Consider the following 17,849-nt stretch of genomic DNA (forward strand, 5'->3'; position numbering starts at 1 on the left):
TTAGCCGCCCTCTCCCCTTGCGGGAGAGGGTCAGGGTGAGGGGGGCTTTGCCTTAACAGCGGATCAAGCTGCCTTATATATATCAACCCTGCTGAAGCCTGTTTCCTTTATAGTCCCATCCCTGCTGATAATTATTTCAACCTTTGCCGGCATATAAAAATCCTTTTCCTGATAGCGGTTTGATAAGAATAATAATCTCTGATTTGTAGAACCCCTCGCAAGGAGGGTCGGTTCTTTCTGTTCATCTTTGTATGCACCGTCTATGAGGACGTCAATATGGTTTAAAACAGGCTGGTGCTCACCCCCACCCTTACCCTCCCCCCTCAAGGGGGAGGAAATAAACTTAGCACCCTCTACCCAATCTATAAAGTTTGGGAGAGGTTTTTCCGTTTTCCCCTCCCCTTGCGGGAGGGAATTAAGGGGAGGGGGGGTATAGCCTTTAAGTTCTTCATAGTTAAACCCTGTATAAACCACTGTTGACAACCCATATTCCTCTTTTGCCGCTTTCAAAAGCTGTAACAATCCCTTAGCCTGTAGAAATGGCTCGCCGCCGCTGACAGTGATACCCTCTGTATCCGGCAGGAGGAAGTTCTTCAGGATATCTTCCGCAGAGTATAATTGATTTTCTTCAAACGAATGGGTAGCAGGATTAAAACAACCCAAGCATTTCCGGCTGCACCCCTGAAAGAATACAACCAATCTCTTTCCCGGGCCGTTCACCCTTGAACAGGGTATGATTGAATGTACATTGATTATATTATGACGACCCATCTGACACCATGCTTTATTCTTTTATCTTCAGCCTCTCATAAGCATAAGCCTCTGTCTCATCCTTTACATCAAACTTTTCTACCTTACCAAGCACCTTCTTTAAATGCTCTGCGACCTCAGTGCAGTCATTAAAGATAGAAGAATCAATCTCCACCTTACCGTCTTTAGTAATCTTTATCTTTATCTGCCGATCCATGTTCTTCTCTTTCTTGCGTCTTACGTCTAACGTCTTACTTCTTGCCTCTTGTCTCTAAATTATCCTTTCAACATTATCACAATCTCCCCTGCCTGTTCCGTCTCCCTTGCTATCTCAAAATCAAGCGGGAGGTTATCTTTGATAGATTCATACGCATAAAGCTGTTTTAGCCTGTCTGTAATCTCTCTTGCCGGTCGTGAGATTCCTGCTATTTCAAAATTATTGGTCTCTTTTTCTTTTGTTATATTAACAATCTCACCTTCCCTGTTTACCTCTATCCGCTCTTTCTTCTCATTTACTATAAACTTTGTAATCTCCCCCCGCTTCTGCATCTCTGAGAGTGCTGCTACTATATATTTTTTATTGGATAGCTCAGTTTTAATTACACAATAAAACGACATTCACCGTCCCCTTCTTTCTTACTTCTAACCTCTTACTTCTAACTTCTTCCTCTGTTTACGCTATGCTATTATATTTAAAAAACTCCGCCAATGCCTCGCCATTCATTAATATATCTCTCTCAAGCGATTTTATAAGTTGTAAAATTACCTCTTTGTTCCTTGAGAGGATTGATTCAGTTTCTGTTCTTGCATTATCCAGAATCCTCTGGACATCCTCAAATATCTCTCTGCCTGACATCAGTGCAATATCCTGCAAAGCAATGAGGCTTGCATGTTTTATGGTATCCCCGAAACCATATTCTACTACCATCTTTCGCGAGATTTTTGTGGCCTCAAGGAGGTCCTGAGATGCGCCGACGGTCTTTAAATCAGAACCGTGATATTCTTCCTCTGAGACCATACCTCCGAGAATGACGCCGATCTCTTTCTGTAGGTCAGCCTTTGTAAAAAGGTTATCCATTGCCTCACCTGTAGGTATGAATGCAGTAAAGTCCTTGTAACTATCTATGCTGACGAAAACAGGTGTTTTTTTGAAGTGATGCCACATCATCAATGTATGACCTGCCTCGTGAACCGCAATGTTCCTCTTTTCCTGGTCACCAAGGTTCTCGACCCTTTGCATAAAGAGTGAACGTGATGCGGGCCTTGCACGTCTGTAACTCCATGTCCTTAATTCATCAATCTCTTCCTTCTTCAAGACAGATAGCGGGGTGATATTTCTTATTGATTTAAGAAGTGTTGCCTGTGTCAGGTTAAGAGATGACAGTCCGTCAATCATTGTCTCAACTTCCTCATCTCTCCTGCCCTGGTGAAGCATATTGAAGGTGGTCACAATGGAATCCTTCACAGCCTGTTCTATCTCAGCACCTGTGTACCCTTGACTGTTCTGGGCAAGCTCTACCATATTCAGGCGGTATATGCTCTGCCCTCTGCTCTCAAGATGAATTTTGAATATCTCTTCCCTCTCCTCAACACTCGGCAGATCTACGAAGAAGACCTCATCATACCTCCCCTTTCTCCATAACTCAGGGGGTAGGTTTCTCGGATTATTTGCAGTGGCAATAACAAATACAGGTTTTACCTTTTCCTGCAGCCATGTAATAAACGTACCAAAGACCCTGAGCTGGGTACCGGAATCACCCTGAAATCCGCTGACCCCCCCAAATGCCTTGTCTATCTCATCAATCCAGAGTATGCAGGGGCTTACTGCTTCTGCCAACTGGATGGCCCTGCGGATGTTTTTCTCTGATTCACCGACAGTAGAACCGAACAGCTTCCCTACATCAAGCCTCAGAAGGGGGAGGTTCCATATCCCTGCCAATGCCTTACAGCAGAGACTCTTTCCGGAACCCGGCACCCCGATAAGAAGAAGTCCCCTCGGTGTATCAAGGCCAAGTGTATCAACCTTCTCCTTACTCAGACGGAAAACATGCTCCCTTTCAATAAACCACCTCTTTATCTCATCAAGACCGCCTATATGTTCTATGGTTTCTTTATGTGTATAGTAATCCAGTATCTTCTGTTTTTTTATGATCTGCTGTTTCTCTTCCTGAATGAATGATATGCAGTCCTCGTTTAACTGACCCTTATTAAGGCTTATGGCCTTTCTCACAACCCTTCTGATATTGTCCATGGAGAGGCCCTGCAGTGACTTATATAATATTGCCCTTTGAGAGGGGTACCACTTCTCAGGGATCATCCTTGCAAAGGTTGATGAAACCATCTCTTCAATCTCATCATACTCAGGTAAAGAGAGTTCAATGACTATGATGTCTTCCTCTAATTCCGGCGGTATCTCAGTCAGTGTCGGTGAAAGGATGCAGATGGTATTCATGGAGTTTCGCTCATCAATAATGGTTGGGATGTCCCTGAACTTTCTCAGAAACTCATGGGAGTTGAAGTATCCTGAAATGTCTTTTAATAAGAAGAGATTGCTTTCAGACTCGCTTTTAACAATCTTTTCCTCAATAGTAGTAAGTACCTTTTCCCTTCCAAGAGGGTCCCATTTCTTTTTCTCACCGCTGTAAAGCCCCCTTGACACAGACCATGCCCAGTACTTGAAGTCTATGGTCTTACACAACTCCTCCATGATCTTCTCAACCCTTCGTTCCTCAAAGGATACAAGCCACAAAACAGGATACTTCGCCTCAATATGGATTTTGATTTCATTCTGGAATTCTTTAGTATTCATGAATGGACTCCTCCCGACCTGCCTTAGTATAACACAATGTTAATGCCATATTCAAACACTGTTTTGGAAATAAAAAGGGGTAAAGTTTATTGTTTAAATAGACTTTACCCCTTTCTTAAAAGCACGGTAAATAGTTACGTTTAACGTCTTCTAAGACGAAACCCCCATCTTCTTTGCTATCAGCTCAAGCTCTTTCGGGTTGCCCTCTGATATAATCTTTTCCTTGAGTATATCCGGGGGGATCATGAACTTTTTCTCAATCCTCTTGCGATAGACAGGGGCACTGTTATAGGCACAGAACGGGTACAGGCGGCCCTTAGGGTCAATATAATGAATAACACACCTCATGACCCTTTCAACGCTGAAGTTATAGGCATCCATGAAGTGCATGCCTGCTACGAAGAAGTGGTTGTAGTAGCGGCCGCTGCCATTTTTACCTACATATATCCTTCGTAAATTCTGGTCCTGAAAACCATCAAGAGATGCAAGAAACTTATCAAAGGTGAGACCCTTTGGTGCATTCTTCTCATTATAATATTTCTTCAGCCTGTTCATTACCTTGAGTTTGGAAAGTAGTTCAAACCTTGAGGGCTTGAGTGTCCTTGAGAGTTCTACCACCTCTCTCAGAAAGTTTTCCATATCAATAAAAGAACTGACAGGAGTTACATTTCCGTCATCATCTGCGTAAAGATAAGTACCCTGTGAGCAGTGAGGATGAAGTGAAAGTGTAAAAACCGGGTCCCCGTTGATTGCTGATGCAAGTTTAGAGAGTGGAGATGTACACCCGATCGGGAACCAGTCCCTCATTGCATCTATGTAGCCTGTCTGCCTCTCTATGTCGCGTCCGAGGTCGCCCATGGTATATCTCTTTTCAAGCCTGTGGCTCTGACTGTATCTTCCGGTAAACGTGACCGGCTGAAATGCAATGCCGCTTATTACATCACTGTTTTTTACTGCAAACCTTACTATATCCCCGACCTGATTGTCGTTGAGGCCGCGTACTATAACAGGCACAAGGATAACATCCATCTGAAGCCTTCTTGCATTTTCAATTGCCTTTATCTTATATTCAAATATTGATTTTGAGCGTGTCTTTTTATATATCTCATCTGAAAGGCCGTCAAACTGGAGATAGAGGTTTTGCACACCTGCCTCCTTTGCTGCCTGGGCAAACTCAAAGTCTGCCATTTTAATACCATTTGTATTTACCTGGATGTAATAGAACCCGAGTTCTTTTGCCTTTTTTACAATATCCAGGAAGTCCGGCCTTACTGTCGGTTCACCGCCTGAGAATTGTATCCTGTCGGCCTTAACCGGCTTCTGATTGATAAGGGTCTCAAGCATCTTTGCTACTTCATCAAACGAGGGTTCATAGAGATAACCGGAGGTATTGGCATTTGCAAAACATACAGGGCAGGTAAGGTTACATCTGTTGGTTAAATCCATTATGGGCAGGCCGCTGTGGCTAAGGTGCATGTTACACAGTCCGCACTGTGTGGGGCAGATCGTTGCGTTCTTTACAGGAGGGTCTTCCACACCTTTCCCATCACCATACCAGAATTTCTCACATTTGAAATAAAGGTCAATATCTCCGTAAAAGATGTCTTTGAAATGTCCGTGTTCTTTGCAGGTCTTTTCTATCCAGACCTTACCGTTTGCAGGATAGAGTGTGGCTTTGATGATCTCCATACATTCCGGGCAGACTGAATCTATTTCTTTGGGCAGGCCAAGTTTGACAGGTGTGACTTCAGTACCAGAGTAGGTTATAGACGGTGCACATCTTGATTCAGGGTTTGTGGTTTTAGGATGTGCGGCTGTTGTCCTAAAGGATTCTAATACATTTTCTATTAGGCCCATGGTTAACCTCCTGTTTCAGTTTTGTTAACGGTTATCTATAATAATTTTGGAATAATCTTCTGGGTAGTTAATCTCCTTCTTTATTAAAAGTAATCACAAAAATAGCAAGAAATAATATTGATGTCAATAGAAAAAATATCATAAAAAAATACCAGAAAAATACCGGGATAATTCGGGATACATCCCATTCAATTGACAAACAAATAACTATACTTTAGTATTCCAACATGGCGAGGATAGCACGAGCAGCAGTATTAGAATTTCCCCAATTAACCAATTAAATTATCATGATTAATATACCGGCAACAATAAAGATCTCTTTCAGGGCATTGATGATAAATAAGATGCGTTCGGCCCTAACAATGCTCGGCATTATAATCGGTGTGGGTGCTGTGATTGCTATGCTTGCTATCGGTACAGGAGCGAGCACACAGATTGCCGCACAGATTTCAAGTATGGGGAGCAATCTTCTGATGGTTGTGCCCGGCGCTACCACATCAGGAGGGGTGAGGATGGGGCCGGGTTCACAGCCGACCCTTTCTATAGGCGATGCCGCTGCTATTCAGAAGGAATGTTCTGCAGTGTCTGATGTAGCACCGGTTCATAACGGCGTTGCACAGGTTGTTTATGGCCACCAGAACTGGTCAACAGGTGTTACCGGCACTACACCGGCTGTGTTGAATGTCAGAGACTGTCTACTGGAATCAGGCAGGCCATTTACTGAGCAGGATGTAAGGAGTTCTGCAAAAGTGGCGTTATTAGGGCAGACGGTTGTTGATAATCTTTTCGGCGGTATGGACCCTATAGGGCAGATTATAAGGATCAAGAAGATTCCATTTACAATAATCGGGGTTCTTGCAGAAAAGGGACAGAACGTAATGGGGCAGGACCAGGATGACATTATTATTGTTCCGGTAACGACAGCACAAAAAAAGCTATTTGGTACTGCATTCCCCGGGATGATACGGATAATGATGGTAAAAGCAAAAAGCACTGAAGATTTAGACACCGCTGGCAGGCAGATAACAGAATTGCTGAGGCAGAGACATCACATCGGCCCTAAGCAGGAGGATGACTTTACTGTAAGGAATCTTACCCAAATGATGCAGGCGGCAGAGCAGTCATCAAAAGTTATGACCTTGTTGTTAGGGGCTATTGCATCTGTTTCTCTTGTTGTCGGCGGTATAGGTATTATGAACATCATGCTTGTCTCAGTAACAGAAAGGACAAGAGAGATTGGGATAAGGATGGCAGTAGGGGCGAAGACGTGGGACATAAGGTTACAATTCATAATAGAGGCGCTTACATTGTCATTAATCGGCGGGATTGCAGGAATTCTAATCGGTGTATCAGGCTCCGGCATATTATCAAAACTTGCCGGTTGGCCTACTATCGTATCATCTCTGTCAATCGTCCTTGCCTTCGGTTTTTCCGGCCTTGTAGGTATATTCTTCGGATTCTACCCTGCGTACAAGGCTTCTTTGCTTGAGCCGATCGAAGCATTGAGGTACGAGTAAATTGACACGGCAATATCTTTTTTGTTATTTTAATCTATTATGAATACATTGGAACCGGAAACTCAGAAACCCAATCAGGTTATCAATTTCCTGTGCCGGTGGTTGAGTTATTTTGATGATGTATTACTCACTCTTGTTGCCGTTGGTATTGTTGTTCTTGCGGTAATACTATTGTTTGAGGCGTATTCGGATTTCTATTATTTTTATGAGCACTCGATTCCCCATATTATTAGCGACCTGATGTTCGTACTTATTCTGATGGAGTTATTCCGGCAGGTAATACGACAGTTAAAACGTCATACATTTACTCTTAGCCCATTTCTTTTTATCGGTGTTATTGCCAGCATCAGGGGGATTCTTATCATACAAATGAAACTGGCCCTCGGTTTGGCAGAGGGATGGATAACGCTGGCTCAAATAGGAATATATGCTGTTATTGTTTTTATAATGGTGATAAGCTATTATTTTTCTTCGAAGATAGAAAGAGGCGATTCACAATAATCCGGCATCGGCGCTATTTCCTATCGTACCCTTTTCTGATTTCTTCCGGTTTAAAAAGTAGTTCTGATATTTCTTCAATCTGCCTCTTTATATCTGATAATATCTGAGGAGGGATTTCCATAATCTTATTCAGCGATTCATGTTCCAGTACATCTATTTTAATCTCACCGATTTTTTTATTAACCTGCAGACTCAAAGTAATCTCATCATAACATTTAGTAGATTCTTTCATATTTCGTTTTTATCCCCTGTTGTATTTTTAGTTGTACTGATTTTTTTGCTTCAGGATAAAGATATGCACTTCAATCGGAGTACATGATTTAAACTTTAACATGTAAAGATGTTGTTTCTGCTGACCGATAAAATGATTAAAAGTTGCGGCATTCAGAGGGTGCAACAAGGATGTCATTCAACAAGTAAGGCAACAAGTAAGGGTCAGCATTGAAAAGGTTAAATTCAAATTTTATAATAATTTTTTTCATCGTTGTTTTAAGCATGTTTCCGGTTAAGGCATCAGCATTTGATTATGCGGACATTCCGGCAGTCGGTCTTGCATTCCTTACTAATCTCGGTATTCATGAAACAGGTCACTTTGTAGTGGCGAATCAGGTCGGTGCAGAAGGAAATAATCTCAGTTTCTTCAAAAGGGACAAGGATAGTTTCTTCTTCGGGCTTAGTACTGTAACAGATATTGATGACAGGGCAAAACCTGCATATCATCTCGGAGGTGAGCTTGCATCAAGCTATACCTTTGAATATTCTTTAAGGCGCTACAGGGCACATGACAAATCCACTTATAATAGCGCCTTAATGTTCTTCAGTATGACGGATTTTCTCTGGTACACAACGTATGCCTTTTATGTCAGCCCTTATCAGAACGAAAAGTTCGACCCAATCGGGATAGCTGAAACAACAGGCATAAAGAAGGAGGCAATATTTCTGGTTTCTCTTACGCAGGCTTCACTAAATGCACTCCGTGTTTATACAAATAAGGATATGATTGTTCCCAGCATTATTGTAGATAAGTATTATGTAGGTTTCAACGTTAAAATACCTTTCTGATTTTCCTGATAAATTCTCCCAGTATTTTATTTCCTCAAAAATATGATATTATGATTCCCCGAAATATACTTTTATAGATAGGTACTTTAATGCTTTCAGAAGAAATAAATCCTCTATCGGAAAATATAGATGCACTTTCTTTAACAGAAATAATCCGGATTATGGACAAGGAAAATCAATGTGTAGTTGATTCTGTTAAAACTGCGTTGGATTCGATTGAGAGGGTTATTGCTGATGTTGTCAGTACCATAGAATCAGGCGGCAGTTTGATATATATCGGTGCCGGTACAAGCGGGAGGCTCGGTGTCCTTGATGCCTCAGAGATGCCGCCGACATTCGGGGTATCTTCAAGCATTGTAAAAGGTATAATAGCAGGCGGAGAGAAGGCGCTTACGGAGGCGGTTGAGGGGGCGGAGGATGATGAGACAGCAGGGACTATGGCTGTTGCAGGAATAAGTTCAGTGGATCTTCTTCTCGGCATATCGGCAAGCGGCAAAACTCCGTTTACAATTTCTGCCTTGAGAGAAGGGAAAAGACGAGGTGCTGTGTGCTGGCTGCTGGAATGTAATGATGCAGAGTATGGGTTTCTTGATGGGATTATAAAACTGCCGGTCGGCCCGGAGATTGTTGCAGGTTCAACAAGATTAAAGGCAGGGACAGCTACAAAGATGGTACTTAACATGATTTCAACTGCGGCAATGATTAAACTTGGTAAGGTATATAAAGGGTATATGATAGATGTAATCCCTTCCAACATAAAATTGAAAAACCGTGCAAAGCGGATGATACAAGAGATTACAGGGTGTGGAATGGAAGAGGCAGAGGGACTTTTAATTAAATCCGGTGGAAATGCAAAAACAGCAGTATTGATGTATAGGAAAAAACTCAGCCGTGAAGATGCAGTAAATATGCTTGAATCATCAGATGGTTCATTAAGGAATGTATTGGAACATGGCCGGTAAGAAGAAGGTTATGCGTATAATCGGCCTTATGTCCGGCACATCACACGATGGCGTAGACGCCGCACTTGTGGAGATTTCTTATCCCCTCCCCTTCAAGGGAAAGGGTGCCAAGAGTATTCCCTCCCCCTTGAGGGGGGAGGGTCAGGGTGGGGGTGAGCAACGAGGTTTTTTTGATAACATAACTATTACCCTCCTCAAACATATTCACACTCCTTATCCAGTTTCTCTCAGAGCAGAAATCAGAGATTCATTCAACGGCAATACAGAGCTGATATGCCGATTGAATTTCAGATTGGGTGAGGTCTTTTCAGAGGCCGTATTATCATTACTCAAAAAAACCGGATTTAAACCGGAAGATATAAATGCTATTGCTTCTCACGGTCAGACGGTATATCATATCCCGCCATCCGGCAGAAGGACAGGCTCAACACTGCAAATAGGTGAGGCGTCAGTAATTTCAGAACGAACCGGCATATTGACAATATCCGATTTCAGAACAGCAGATATGGCTGCAGGCGGGCAAGGGGCGCCGCTTGTGCCTATGGCAGATTATCTGCTATTTAAAACGGAGGGGAAGGTCAGGGCGGTATTAAATATAGGCGGCATTGCTAATGTAACCATAATCAGGGAGCATATTGATGACACAGTTGCCTTTGATACAGGGCCGGGAAATTCTCTTATTGATGAGGCAATGAGGATATGGTCTAAAGGAAAGCTTACCCTTGATTTCAACGGCTCATTTGCGAGTTTAGGAAAACCAATCCACAGTTTGTTGATCGAACTGCTGTCTCATCCTTTTTTCAGTAAGAGGCCGCCGAAATCTACAGGAAGAGAAACATTTGGAACTGATTTGGCAGAGGAGATTTTTTATAGATACAGGAAGGCAGAGCCTCAGGATATTGTGTCAACACTCACGCACCTTACGGCAATAACTGTCTATCGTGCAATAAAAAAGTTTCATCCGGATGAGGTTATTTTAACCGGCGGCGGTGTAAAAAACAGATTGCTTATGAGTCGTATCAATGAAGGATTTAAAAAAGAGGGTATTGCGGTAAATCAAATTTCTTTATACGGCATACCCCCTCAGGCAAAAGAGGCCGTCAGTTTTGCAATCCTCGGTTACCGGACGCTAAACAAATTACATGGAAATGTCCCTTCAGCAACAGGGGCAAAACATAAGGCTATACTGGGGAAGATTACAATATCCCCTCCCCTTCAAGGGGAGGGATAGGGTGGGGATGGGGTTTATTTTCGGATGAACTGTCATGAAACGGAGGTTTCACAAATGAGGATGAAAATCACCCCCCCAACCCCCCCCTTGTTAAGGGGGGGAAAGGTTCTCAATGGCCAACGGCAAGCCCCCCCTTTTTTCAAGGGGGGGCTTGGGGGGGTGATTTTCGGATGAACCCCCATGAACCGAGGGTTCACAAAGGGCCATGAAAATCAGCGGGACAAGAAAGTCCCGCCTATCCTCGTAGAAATGGATAGGCGGGGTTTTCTTACCCCGCCGGAAGGGATTTTAGGATGAAACATAATAAAGTCAAAAATCAAGGCCTGACACTTTTCTTAATCTTAATCTCAATTCTTTTCTCTTCTGTTTCCTTTGCCGACCCCGCGCCTTCAAACATACCTGGGATGGATGGTATGGTCATAGTAAAGGCGGGGTGCTTTGACATGGGTGATGTAATTGGGGATGGAGACCCTGATGAAAAGCCGGTGCATAAGGTCTGTCTGGATGATTTTTATATTGGAAAGTACGAGGTGACCCAGAAACAGTGGAAGGCTGTCATGGGAAATTATCCGTCATCACATGCTTACTGTGAAGATTGTCCTGTAGAGAATGTTAGTTATTTAGATGTACAGGAGTTTATCCGCAAGTTAAATCGTATGACCGAAGGGAAGTACAGGCTGCCGACTGAGGCAGAGTGGGAGTATGCTGCAAGGAGCGCCGGAAAAAAGGAAGACTGGGCAGGACTGAATAATGAAAAGGGATTAGATGCTTACGCCTGGTTCAAAAATAATGCCGGAATTAAAACTCATCCGGTAGGGCAGAAAAAACCGAATGGGCTAGGTCTATATGATATTAGCGGGAATGTTCAGGAATGGGTAAATGATTTTCATGAAAGCGAGTTTTATTCCACCCGCCCCAAAAAGACAGCGGAAAAAAATCCTGCCGGCCCTGAGTGGAGCCAGTATCGTGTAGTACGCGGCGGCTCTATGCTGAATAGTTCATGGGGCATACGCAATGCAGTACGTTACAGATTCACTGCTGATGACAGAGGCAGGGAATTCGGGTTCAGGCTGGCAGTGTCACCTAAGTAATTAACGAATAATTATCCCGTCAAGTATTACAATAAAAATCACTCTAAAAAGCTATTGACAAATAAATTTGTAACATGTTATTGTGAAATTCCACACTCAAGTAATCATTTTCATGGAGGAATAACAGATGATATCCGTAAAAAGGGTGATGGCACGGAACATTGTTACTGTAGACAAAACATCTACTGTGATGGAGGTTGCCGGCCTGATGACATCCAAAAACGTAGGGAGTATTCTTGTTATTGACAAGGAGAAGAATGAATATATCGGGATAATTACTGAGCGGGATGTCGTCAGAAAGGTTGTAGCAAAGGGCGTGGATGCGAACAGCTATATGGTTAAAGGGGTGATGAGTTCTCCTCTTGTGACAATAGAAAGCAGCAAAACAATTTTTGAGGCAGGAGATTTAATGGATCAGAAGAAGGTAAGGCACCTTGCAGTTACTGAAGGGGGCGACCTTGTAGGTGTTGTTTCTATTCGTGATCTGATAAATCCAACTCAATATGATGATGAATCTTGGTAGTTGACGCTGAAAAACACCCAATTGCGGCGTCAGGACATCGGATTCGAGTTTCAACGTACCGGTAGTACGCCTCAACTCAAATCCTCGTCCTTTCTTGCACGTGGGTATTTTTGAGCGTCAGCTATAGAGTTAATGAGGGTGAGGCGGGAAAGCAGAGTTTATTAAAATGGTGTGGTCTTTAAAAGATAAATATCGTGTAGTAGTTCCGGATATTGATTACTTTGCAGGACAGGTAAAATGCAGAACCGCTTGTCCGGTTGGAACTGACTCAGGCGGTTATGTTCAGGCTATTGCAGCCGGTGATTATGAGCGGGCTTATGCATTAGCAAGAGGCCCGAATCCATTTGCGTCGGCGTGCGGACGTATATGCGGTCATCCATGTGAAGCGGCCTGTCGCAGGAGTAATATAGATGAAGCGGTTTCTATAAGGGCTTTAAAACGCTTCGTTACAGAAAAATATGGCGTAGAGGCAATCACAGACCCTTCCGGTGTTATAAGATTCTCTAATGCATTAAGAATCGGTGGACACGGAACCCATGAGAAGGTTGCTATTATCGGTTCCGGCCCCGCAGGTTTAACCGCAGCTCACGACCTTGCACTGCTCGGGTATAAGGTAACTGTATATGAGTCTGAGCCTGAGGCAGGCGGTATGATGGTTATAGGTATCCCGCAGTATCGTCTCTCCAGAAAACTTGTCAAATCAGAGATAGCTTCTATTGAGGCATTGGGTGTAGAGATAAAGTGTAATACAGCTATCGGCAGGGACCTCTCGATAAAAGACCTCAAGAATATGGGGTATAAGGCCATCCTTATTGCAGTCGGTTTACAGTTAGGGAGGCCGTTGCCTATTGAAGGTTCTAATCTTGATGGTGTCTTAATTGGCATGGACTTTATTAAGGCGGCAAATTACGGCAGACGGCCTAAGGTTGGGGACAGGGTTGTTGTTATCGGCGGTGGGAACGTTGCTTATGATGCCGCAAGGTCTGCTGTACGGCTCGGTGTAAAAGAGGTGCACATAGCATGTCTTGAGACAAGGAACATAATGCCCGCTGACCCTGTAGAGATTTTAGAAGGGGAAGAGGAAGGTATACGATTGCATGACGGGTTCGGCCCAAAGCGTATTCTTGGGAAAAACGGTAAGGTTACCGGCCTTGAGACTATCCGGTGTATAAAAGTATTTGATGAGACAGGCAGGTTTAATCCGCAGTTTGAACCTAATTCAGAAAAGGTAATAAATTGCGACACTGTAATAGTTACTGTCGGTCAGGCGGCTGATCTAACCTTTATCACCCCTGAAGACGGGATTGAAATGGCAAGGCCTGGTGTGTTAAAGGTCAATCTTGATAATTATAAGACAAATGTTCCCGGCATCTTTGCTACCGGTGATGTTGCGTATGGTCCTAAACTTTTGATTACCGCAGTAGCCGCGGGGCAAAAGACAGCAAAATCAATACATGAGTACCTGAGCGGCGAAGTGATAACAGTGAAAAGACGGGGTATCATGCACCCTGTTGCAGGCCCAAAGGAATACAGCATGTTCAGGGACTATGATCTTTTGAACAGGAAAGAACCCCCTGCAACTGACCCTGAAGTAAGAAAAAGTGATGTGTCACTTGTTGAAATAGGTTATGAAGAAAAAAAGGCACTTGCACAGGCAAGGCGGTGTTACAAGTGTCATATCAATACTATATTTGATGGAGAATTGTGTATACTTTGCGGTGGTTGTGTGGATGTATGCCCGACGTCCTGCCTGAAGATGGTGCCGATAACCCACATTGAAGGAGATGAAGATTTACAAAAAGTGGTAGAGGCGAGGTATAAAATCTCCTGGGAAGATCTGATGAGGAGAGATGATTCTGCTGTGTCCGAGCTTGGTACTGCAATGATAAAGGATGAGGACCGTTGTATAAGGTGCGGTCATTGTGCAAAACGCTGCCCGACAGGGGCAGTGAGTATGGAATTTTTTGAGTATATAGAGGAAATAGAGGAGACCCCGGTAAAATGAGTAACAATGGTGATGAGAAGATAACACGAAGGGACTTTTTTTCCCTTGTGGGATGGGCTGGAATAGCCGCTACAATGGGAGGCTCAGCCTTTAGTTTCTATAAATATTATTTTCCAAATGTTCTCTATGAGTCTCAGAAGGTATTTAAGATAGGAAAACCCTCTGAATATCCGCCTGGATTAAGCGAGAGGTGGAAGAAGGAAAGACAGATATGGGTAGTGCGTAATGAACGCGGCCTGTATGCAATGATTTCGATATGCAGACATCTCGGATGTACTCCTAACTGGTTCTCAGATAAAAAGGTGTTTCTGTGTCCGTGTCACGGAAGTATTTATGACCTTGCAGGGAATGTACTAGGAGGACCGGCGCCAAGATTGTTCTGGCGTGCGGCTGTAAAGATTGACCCGGTAGACGGTCAGATAATAGTTGACTTTAACCACAGGCAGGACCCGGACCCTGTTTCAACAGAAAACGGTTTGATGGTTGAAGAGGCATCACGTGAAGTGGAGCCGTTTTTCTTAAAAGGATAAAAACAGGTAACAGGTTATAGGTTATAGGTAACAGGAGGGGGAATGGATTTTAAAAAGATTTCAGATTGGATAACAAGCACACAATTTTATAAGGCTATCTTCCGCCACGGATATGAAGATACACCCCGAAACAGGGCAATGACAACATTCAGCAATGTCATGTATCATCTCCACCCTGTGAAGACAAGAAAAGAGTCTATAAAACTAAGGTATACATGGTGTATGGGTGGTACATCACTTCTCCTGTTTATTATGCTTGCATTTACAGGCGTTCTTCTTATGTTCTATTATGTGCCTGATGCAAGACGTGCCTATAATGACATTAAGGATATTATGGCGGTTGTTTCATTCGGAAGTACATTCCGTAATATTCACCGTCTGGCTGCACATTTGATGGTTTTTACTGTATGGGTACACATGACAAGGGTCTTTCTTACTGGGGCATATAAATCGCCAAGAGAGTTTAACTGGATAATAGGTGTTGTTTTGTTAATGCTGACTCTTGTGCTTAGCTGGACAGGATACCTTCTTCCGTGGGACCAGCTTGCACTGTGGGCTATTACAGTCGGTACCAAGATGGCTGCGGCTGCACCGTTCTTTGGTGTGGAAGGGCCGTTCGGCGCCCAGCTTGGTATGCGGCCGGATACAGATGTAAAGTTTATGCTTCTGGGCGGTACGGAGGTCGGACAGAACGCACTCCTTAGATTTTATGTACTGCACTGTGTGGTACTTCCGGTTATGGTTGTATTATTCCTTGCAATCCATTTCTGGAGGGTCAGGAAGGATGGGTTCTCAGGACCATTATAAAGATAGTAAGCAGTAAGCAGTGAACAGTGAACAGAAGTTAGAGGTAAGAAGGCAGATGACAGTATAACAGGAAGGGAGTGGGGATGGCAGAGAAATCGTATGAGGTGTTTCCTAAAAACCCTAAGAAGACTTATGGGTTGATGGAGCTTGTGAAAGGTTCAAGCCCCATTGTTAATAAAGAACCGGAAGATACAATATTTACATGGCCGAATCTTTTCTATGTTGAATTTATAGTTACCCTCTTTATTATTGCAGGCCTGCTCTTTTTGTCCTTATATGTAGGGGCGCCGCTTGAAGAAGAGGCTAGCGGAGATACTACCCCAAACCCGATGAAGGCACCGTGGTACTTCCTTGGCCTGCAGGAACTCCTTGTATTTTTTGACCCATGGATAGCAGGGGTTGCCCTTCCAGTCCTTATTGTTATCGGTTTAATGCTGATCCCGTTTCTTGATATAAATCAAAAGGGTAAAGGGTACTACACCTTTTCTGAACGTAAGTTTGCAGTCTCGGCATATTCTTTCGGTATGGCCCTGTGGTTAGTGCTGATTATAATTGGGGTCTGGTTCAGAGGGCTTGACTGGAACTGGTACTGGCCATGGGATGATGCGCATATTCATAAAGCGGTTGCATCAGGATTAAAGGATATGCCGGTCTTGTTTTCGAGGATTCTTGGGATAAGTGAGTTTGCAGGAAAGGGACTGGCTGATCTGATTGTAATGATTTATTTTGGACTGGGGCTTATAATCCCTGTTTACCTTTTTAAAGAATTTTATAAAAAGCTCGGATTGTTCAGGTATGTTACTACCATGGTGTTGTTCTGGGTCATGGTTGGTATCCCAATAAAGGTTGGGTTAAGGCTTATGTTTTCTATTAAATATGTAGTAATGACTCCGTGGTTTAAAATATAAAGGCGGGTAAAGAGATATGTTAGAGAAGTTTGGAATTGGGATCTTTTTTGCAGCAACAACAGCGCTTATTACTTTTGCTATTATAGGTCTCACTGTTTTTATGGAGAGGCTCTATAAGAAGAACAAATCATAGTTGACGCTGAAAAACGCCCATCTGCGGCGTCAGGACTGCAGATTCGAGTCTCAACGTACAGGAAGTACGCCTCGACTCAAATCTTTGTCCTTCCTTGCACCTGTGCATTTTTGAGCGTCAACTTGGGAAAAGGCAAAGGAAAAATGACCTACAAGATTCTCTCTCACATATGTGAGAGAGAATCTTGATGAGGTGGTAACAATTATTTTTAAACAAGGGGAGCAGAATGGATTTTGAGTGGGAGAGAAGAACAAAGAACAGGCTGAATAAGATATTTGCTGCTGTTGTTATAGTCATAGTGATACTCGTTATTGCTATATTTTACAGAGAATTCAACCATGAGTGGCAGTCATATCAGAAGACGTACAATGTTAAACTGGCAGCAAAAATAAAAAGCCAGGAATTAAAAGATACCCCCCTTAAAATTCAACAGGTATGGATTCCAAAGCTCAATACCACAGATAGGTGCGTGACCTGCCATTCGGGAGTGGAAAATCCGCTCTTTGCTGATGAAGTACAGCCTTATAAGACACACCCCGGCGACATTATGAGAAATCACCCGATTGATAAATTCGGGTGTACTATCTGCCATCAGGGAGATGGACAGGCTGTTACTGTTGAAGAAACTCACGGAACTGTTCATCATCTGAACCGTCAGCTACTTTACAAAGATTATGTTCAGGCATCATGTGTAAAATGCCACTTGGACCTTCATGATCAATCAGTTAATGGAGAAAAGTTCGCAGGCGTTACCACCTTCTTTGAAGGGAGAGAGTTGACGTTTAAATTCGGATGCAGAGGTTGTCATAAGATAAATGGAGAAGGAGGGAGTATAGGCCCTGAGTTAACTGGATTAGGAAGCAAGACAGAACTTGCCTTCATGTTGATACATGACTTCCAGCATGTAGAGGGGCCTCACACAAAGGCCCAGTGGATATATGAGCATTTTATGAATCCGCAAAAGATTGTTCCCGGTAATCCTGAATTAAATTTTGCACCAACAGTTATGCCGAATTTCGGGCTAACTAAAGAACAGGCTACTGCACTTACAATCTATGTATTGGGTTTAAGGAACCCCCAACTGGATGCTATTCCTTATGAATATATATCTAAAAAGAGGCTTGCCCAGACAACTTCAGATAAACCCGGTACCTTGCAGTAGT

General features: G+C 43.2%; 18 protein-coding genes. 12 read left to right on the top strand and 6 right to left on the bottom strand.

Annotated elements, in window-relative coordinates; translation table 11 throughout:
• Window positions 1-63 precede the first annotated feature (63 nt).
• The 5 genes from HZA08_05805 to HZA08_05825 form a co-directional block, all read right to left on the bottom strand.
• Window positions 64-771, bottom strand: a complete 708-nt coding sequence (locus HZA08_05805; protein MBI5192941.1) for a radical SAM protein — start codon at window positions 769-771, stop codon at window positions 64-66.
• 13 nt (window positions 772-784) lie between these two features.
• Window positions 785-967 (bottom strand): hypothetical protein, encoded by a 183-nt coding sequence (locus tag HZA08_05810; protein ID MBI5192942.1) that lies wholly within the window; start codon window positions 965-967, stop codon window positions 785-787.
• A 59-nt stretch (window positions 968-1,026) separates the two neighbouring features.
• Window positions 1,027-1,368: a hypothetical protein gene (locus tag HZA08_05815; GenBank protein MBI5192943.1), complete on the bottom strand. Its 342-nt coding sequence runs from the start codon at window positions 1,366-1,368 to the stop codon at window positions 1,027-1,029.
• A gap of 55 nt (window positions 1,369-1,423) precedes the next feature.
• Complete coding sequence (locus tag HZA08_05820; GenBank protein ID MBI5192944.1) at window positions 1,424-3,559, bottom strand: AAA family ATPase; 2,136 nt, start codon at window positions 3,557-3,559, stop codon at window positions 1,424-1,426.
• 150 nt (window positions 3,560-3,709) lie between these two features.
• Window positions 3,710-5,284 carry a radical SAM protein gene (locus HZA08_05825; protein ID MBI5192945.1) on the bottom strand — a complete coding sequence of 525 codons (1,575 nt, stop codon included), beginning with the start codon at window positions 5,282-5,284 and terminating at the stop codon, window positions 3,710-3,712.
• Between the two features lie 419 nt (window positions 5,285-5,703).
• Here HZA08_05825 and HZA08_05830 point away from each other — a divergent pair, with 419 nt between their 5' ends.
• Together HZA08_05830 and HZA08_05835 are read left to right on the top strand one after the other, a co-directional pair.
• Window positions 5,704-6,933: an ABC transporter permease gene (locus tag HZA08_05830; GenBank protein MBI5192946.1), complete on the top strand. Its 1,230-nt coding sequence runs from the start codon at window positions 5,704-5,706 to the stop codon at window positions 6,931-6,933.
• A 39-nt stretch (window positions 6,934-6,972) separates the two neighbouring features.
• Window positions 6,973-7,434, top strand: coding sequence for a phosphate-starvation-inducible PsiE family protein (locus HZA08_05835; protein ID MBI5192947.1), 462 nt, complete (start codon window positions 6,973-6,975; stop codon window positions 7,432-7,434).
• Window positions 7,435-7,447: 13 nt separating this feature from the next.
• Here HZA08_05835 and HZA08_05840 read toward each other — a convergent pair whose 3' ends face one another.
• On the bottom strand, window positions 7,448-7,666 hold the full coding sequence (locus tag HZA08_05840) for a hypothetical protein (protein ID MBI5192948.1): 219 nt from the start codon (window positions 7,664-7,666) through the stop codon (window positions 7,448-7,450).
• Window positions 7,667-7,875: 209 nt separating this feature from the next.
• Here HZA08_05840 and HZA08_05845 point away from each other — a divergent pair, with 209 nt between their 5' ends.
• The 10 genes from HZA08_05845 (at window position 7,876) to HZA08_05890 (ending at window position 17,848) form a co-directional block, all read left to right on the top strand.
• Window positions 7,876-8,496: a hypothetical protein gene (locus tag HZA08_05845; GenBank protein MBI5192949.1), complete on the top strand. Its 621-nt coding sequence runs from the start codon at window positions 7,876-7,878 to the stop codon at window positions 8,494-8,496.
• 77 nt (window positions 8,497-8,573) lie between these two features.
• Complete coding sequence (murQ, locus tag HZA08_05850; GenBank protein MBI5192950.1) at window positions 8,574-9,458, top strand: N-acetylmuramic acid 6-phosphate etherase; 885 nt, start codon at window positions 8,574-8,576, stop codon at window positions 9,456-9,458.
• Window positions 9,448-10,689: an anhydro-N-acetylmuramic acid kinase gene (locus HZA08_05855; protein ID MBI5192951.1), complete on the top strand. Its 1,242-nt coding sequence runs from the start codon at window positions 9,448-9,450 to the stop codon at window positions 10,687-10,689. Before murQ ends, HZA08_05855 begins: the two co-directional genes overlap by 11 nt.
• A gap of 293 nt (window positions 10,690-10,982) precedes the next feature.
• Window positions 10,983-11,780 carry a formylglycine-generating enzyme family protein gene (locus HZA08_05860; protein ID MBI5192952.1) on the top strand — a complete coding sequence of 266 codons (798 nt, stop codon included), beginning with the start codon at window positions 10,983-10,985 and terminating at the stop codon, window positions 11,778-11,780.
• Between the two features lie 127 nt (window positions 11,781-11,907).
• Window positions 11,908-12,303: a CBS domain-containing protein gene (locus HZA08_05865; protein MBI5192953.1), complete on the top strand. Its 396-nt coding sequence runs from the start codon at window positions 11,908-11,910 to the stop codon at window positions 12,301-12,303.
• Window positions 12,304-12,469: 166 nt separating this feature from the next.
• Entirely contained in the window at window positions 12,470-14,308 is a 1,839-nt protein-coding gene (locus HZA08_05870) for an FAD-dependent oxidoreductase (protein MBI5192954.1), read from the top strand.
• A complete protein-coding gene (locus tag HZA08_05875; GenBank protein ID MBI5192955.1) occupies window positions 14,305-14,838 on the top strand; it encodes a ubiquinol-cytochrome c reductase iron-sulfur subunit in 534 nt (177 codons plus the stop codon). Before HZA08_05870 ends, HZA08_05875 begins: the two co-directional genes overlap by 4 nt.
• A gap of 42 nt (window positions 14,839-14,880) precedes the next feature.
• On the top strand, window positions 14,881-15,645 hold the full coding sequence (locus tag HZA08_05880; GenBank protein ID MBI5192956.1) for a cytochrome b N-terminal domain-containing protein: 765 nt from the start codon (window positions 14,881-14,883) through the stop codon (window positions 15,643-15,645).
• Window positions 15,646-15,728: 83 nt separating this feature from the next.
• Entirely contained in the window at window positions 15,729-16,553 is an 825-nt protein-coding gene (locus tag HZA08_05885; protein ID MBI5192957.1) for a cytochrome B6, read from the top strand.
• Window positions 16,554-16,912: 359 nt separating this feature from the next.
• Window positions 16,913-17,848 (top strand): c-type cytochrome, encoded by a 936-nt coding sequence (locus HZA08_05890; GenBank protein MBI5192958.1) that lies wholly within the window; start codon window positions 16,913-16,915, stop codon window positions 17,846-17,848.
• Window position 17,849 lies beyond the last annotated feature (1 nt).

The sequence above is a fragment of the Nitrospirota bacterium genome, from assembly GCA_016212215.1.
Classification (GTDB): Bacteria; Nitrospirota; 9FT-COMBO-42-15; order HDB-SIOI813; family HDB-SIOI813; genus JACRGV01.

Bases quoted from the DNA above. Each gene is read 5' to 3' on its own strand.
- HZA08_05855 (MBI5192951.1), top strand. From the start codon at position 9,448: ATGGCCGGTAAGAAGAAGGTTATGCGTATAATCGGCCTTATGTCCGGC.
- HZA08_05885 (MBI5192957.1), top strand. From the start codon at position 15,729: ATGGCAGAGAAATCGTATGAGGTGTTTCCTAAAAACCCTAAGAAGACT.
- HZA08_05830 (MBI5192946.1), top strand. From the start codon at position 5,704: ATGATTAATATACCGGCAACAATAAAGATCTCTTTCAGGGCATTGATG.
- HZA08_05865 (MBI5192953.1), top strand. From the start codon at position 11,908: ATGATATCCGTAAAAAGGGTGATGGCACGGAACATTGTTACTGTAGAC.
- HZA08_05880 (MBI5192956.1), top strand. From the start codon at position 14,881: ATGGATTTTAAAAAGATTTCAGATTGGATAACAAGCACACAATTTTAT.
- HZA08_05805 (MBI5192941.1), bottom strand. From the start codon at position 771: ATGGGTCGTCATAATATAATCAATGTACATTCAATCATACCCTGTTCA.
- HZA08_05840 (MBI5192948.1), bottom strand. From the start codon at position 7,666: ATGAAAGAATCTACTAAATGTTATGATGAGATTACTTTGAGTCTGCAG.
- HZA08_05815 (MBI5192943.1), bottom strand. From the start codon at position 1,368: ATGTCGTTTTATTGTGTAATTAAAACTGAGCTATCCAATAAAAAATAT.
- HZA08_05870 (MBI5192954.1), top strand. From the start codon at position 12,470: ATGGTGTGGTCTTTAAAAGATAAATATCGTGTAGTAGTTCCGGATATT.
- HZA08_05860 (MBI5192952.1), top strand. From the start codon at position 10,983: ATGAAACATAATAAAGTCAAAAATCAAGGCCTGACACTTTTCTTAATC.
- HZA08_05875 (MBI5192955.1), top strand. From the start codon at position 14,305: ATGAGTAACAATGGTGATGAGAAGATAACACGAAGGGACTTTTTTTCC.
- HZA08_05890 (MBI5192958.1), top strand. From the start codon at position 16,913: ATGGATTTTGAGTGGGAGAGAAGAACAAAGAACAGGCTGAATAAGATA.
- HZA08_05810 (MBI5192942.1), bottom strand. From the start codon at position 967: ATGGATCGGCAGATAAAGATAAAGATTACTAAAGACGGTAAGGTGGAG.
- HZA08_05835 (MBI5192947.1), top strand. From the start codon at position 6,973: ATGAATACATTGGAACCGGAAACTCAGAAACCCAATCAGGTTATCAAT.
- HZA08_05820 (MBI5192944.1), bottom strand. From the start codon at position 3,559: ATGAATACTAAAGAATTCCAGAATGAAATCAAAATCCATATTGAGGCG.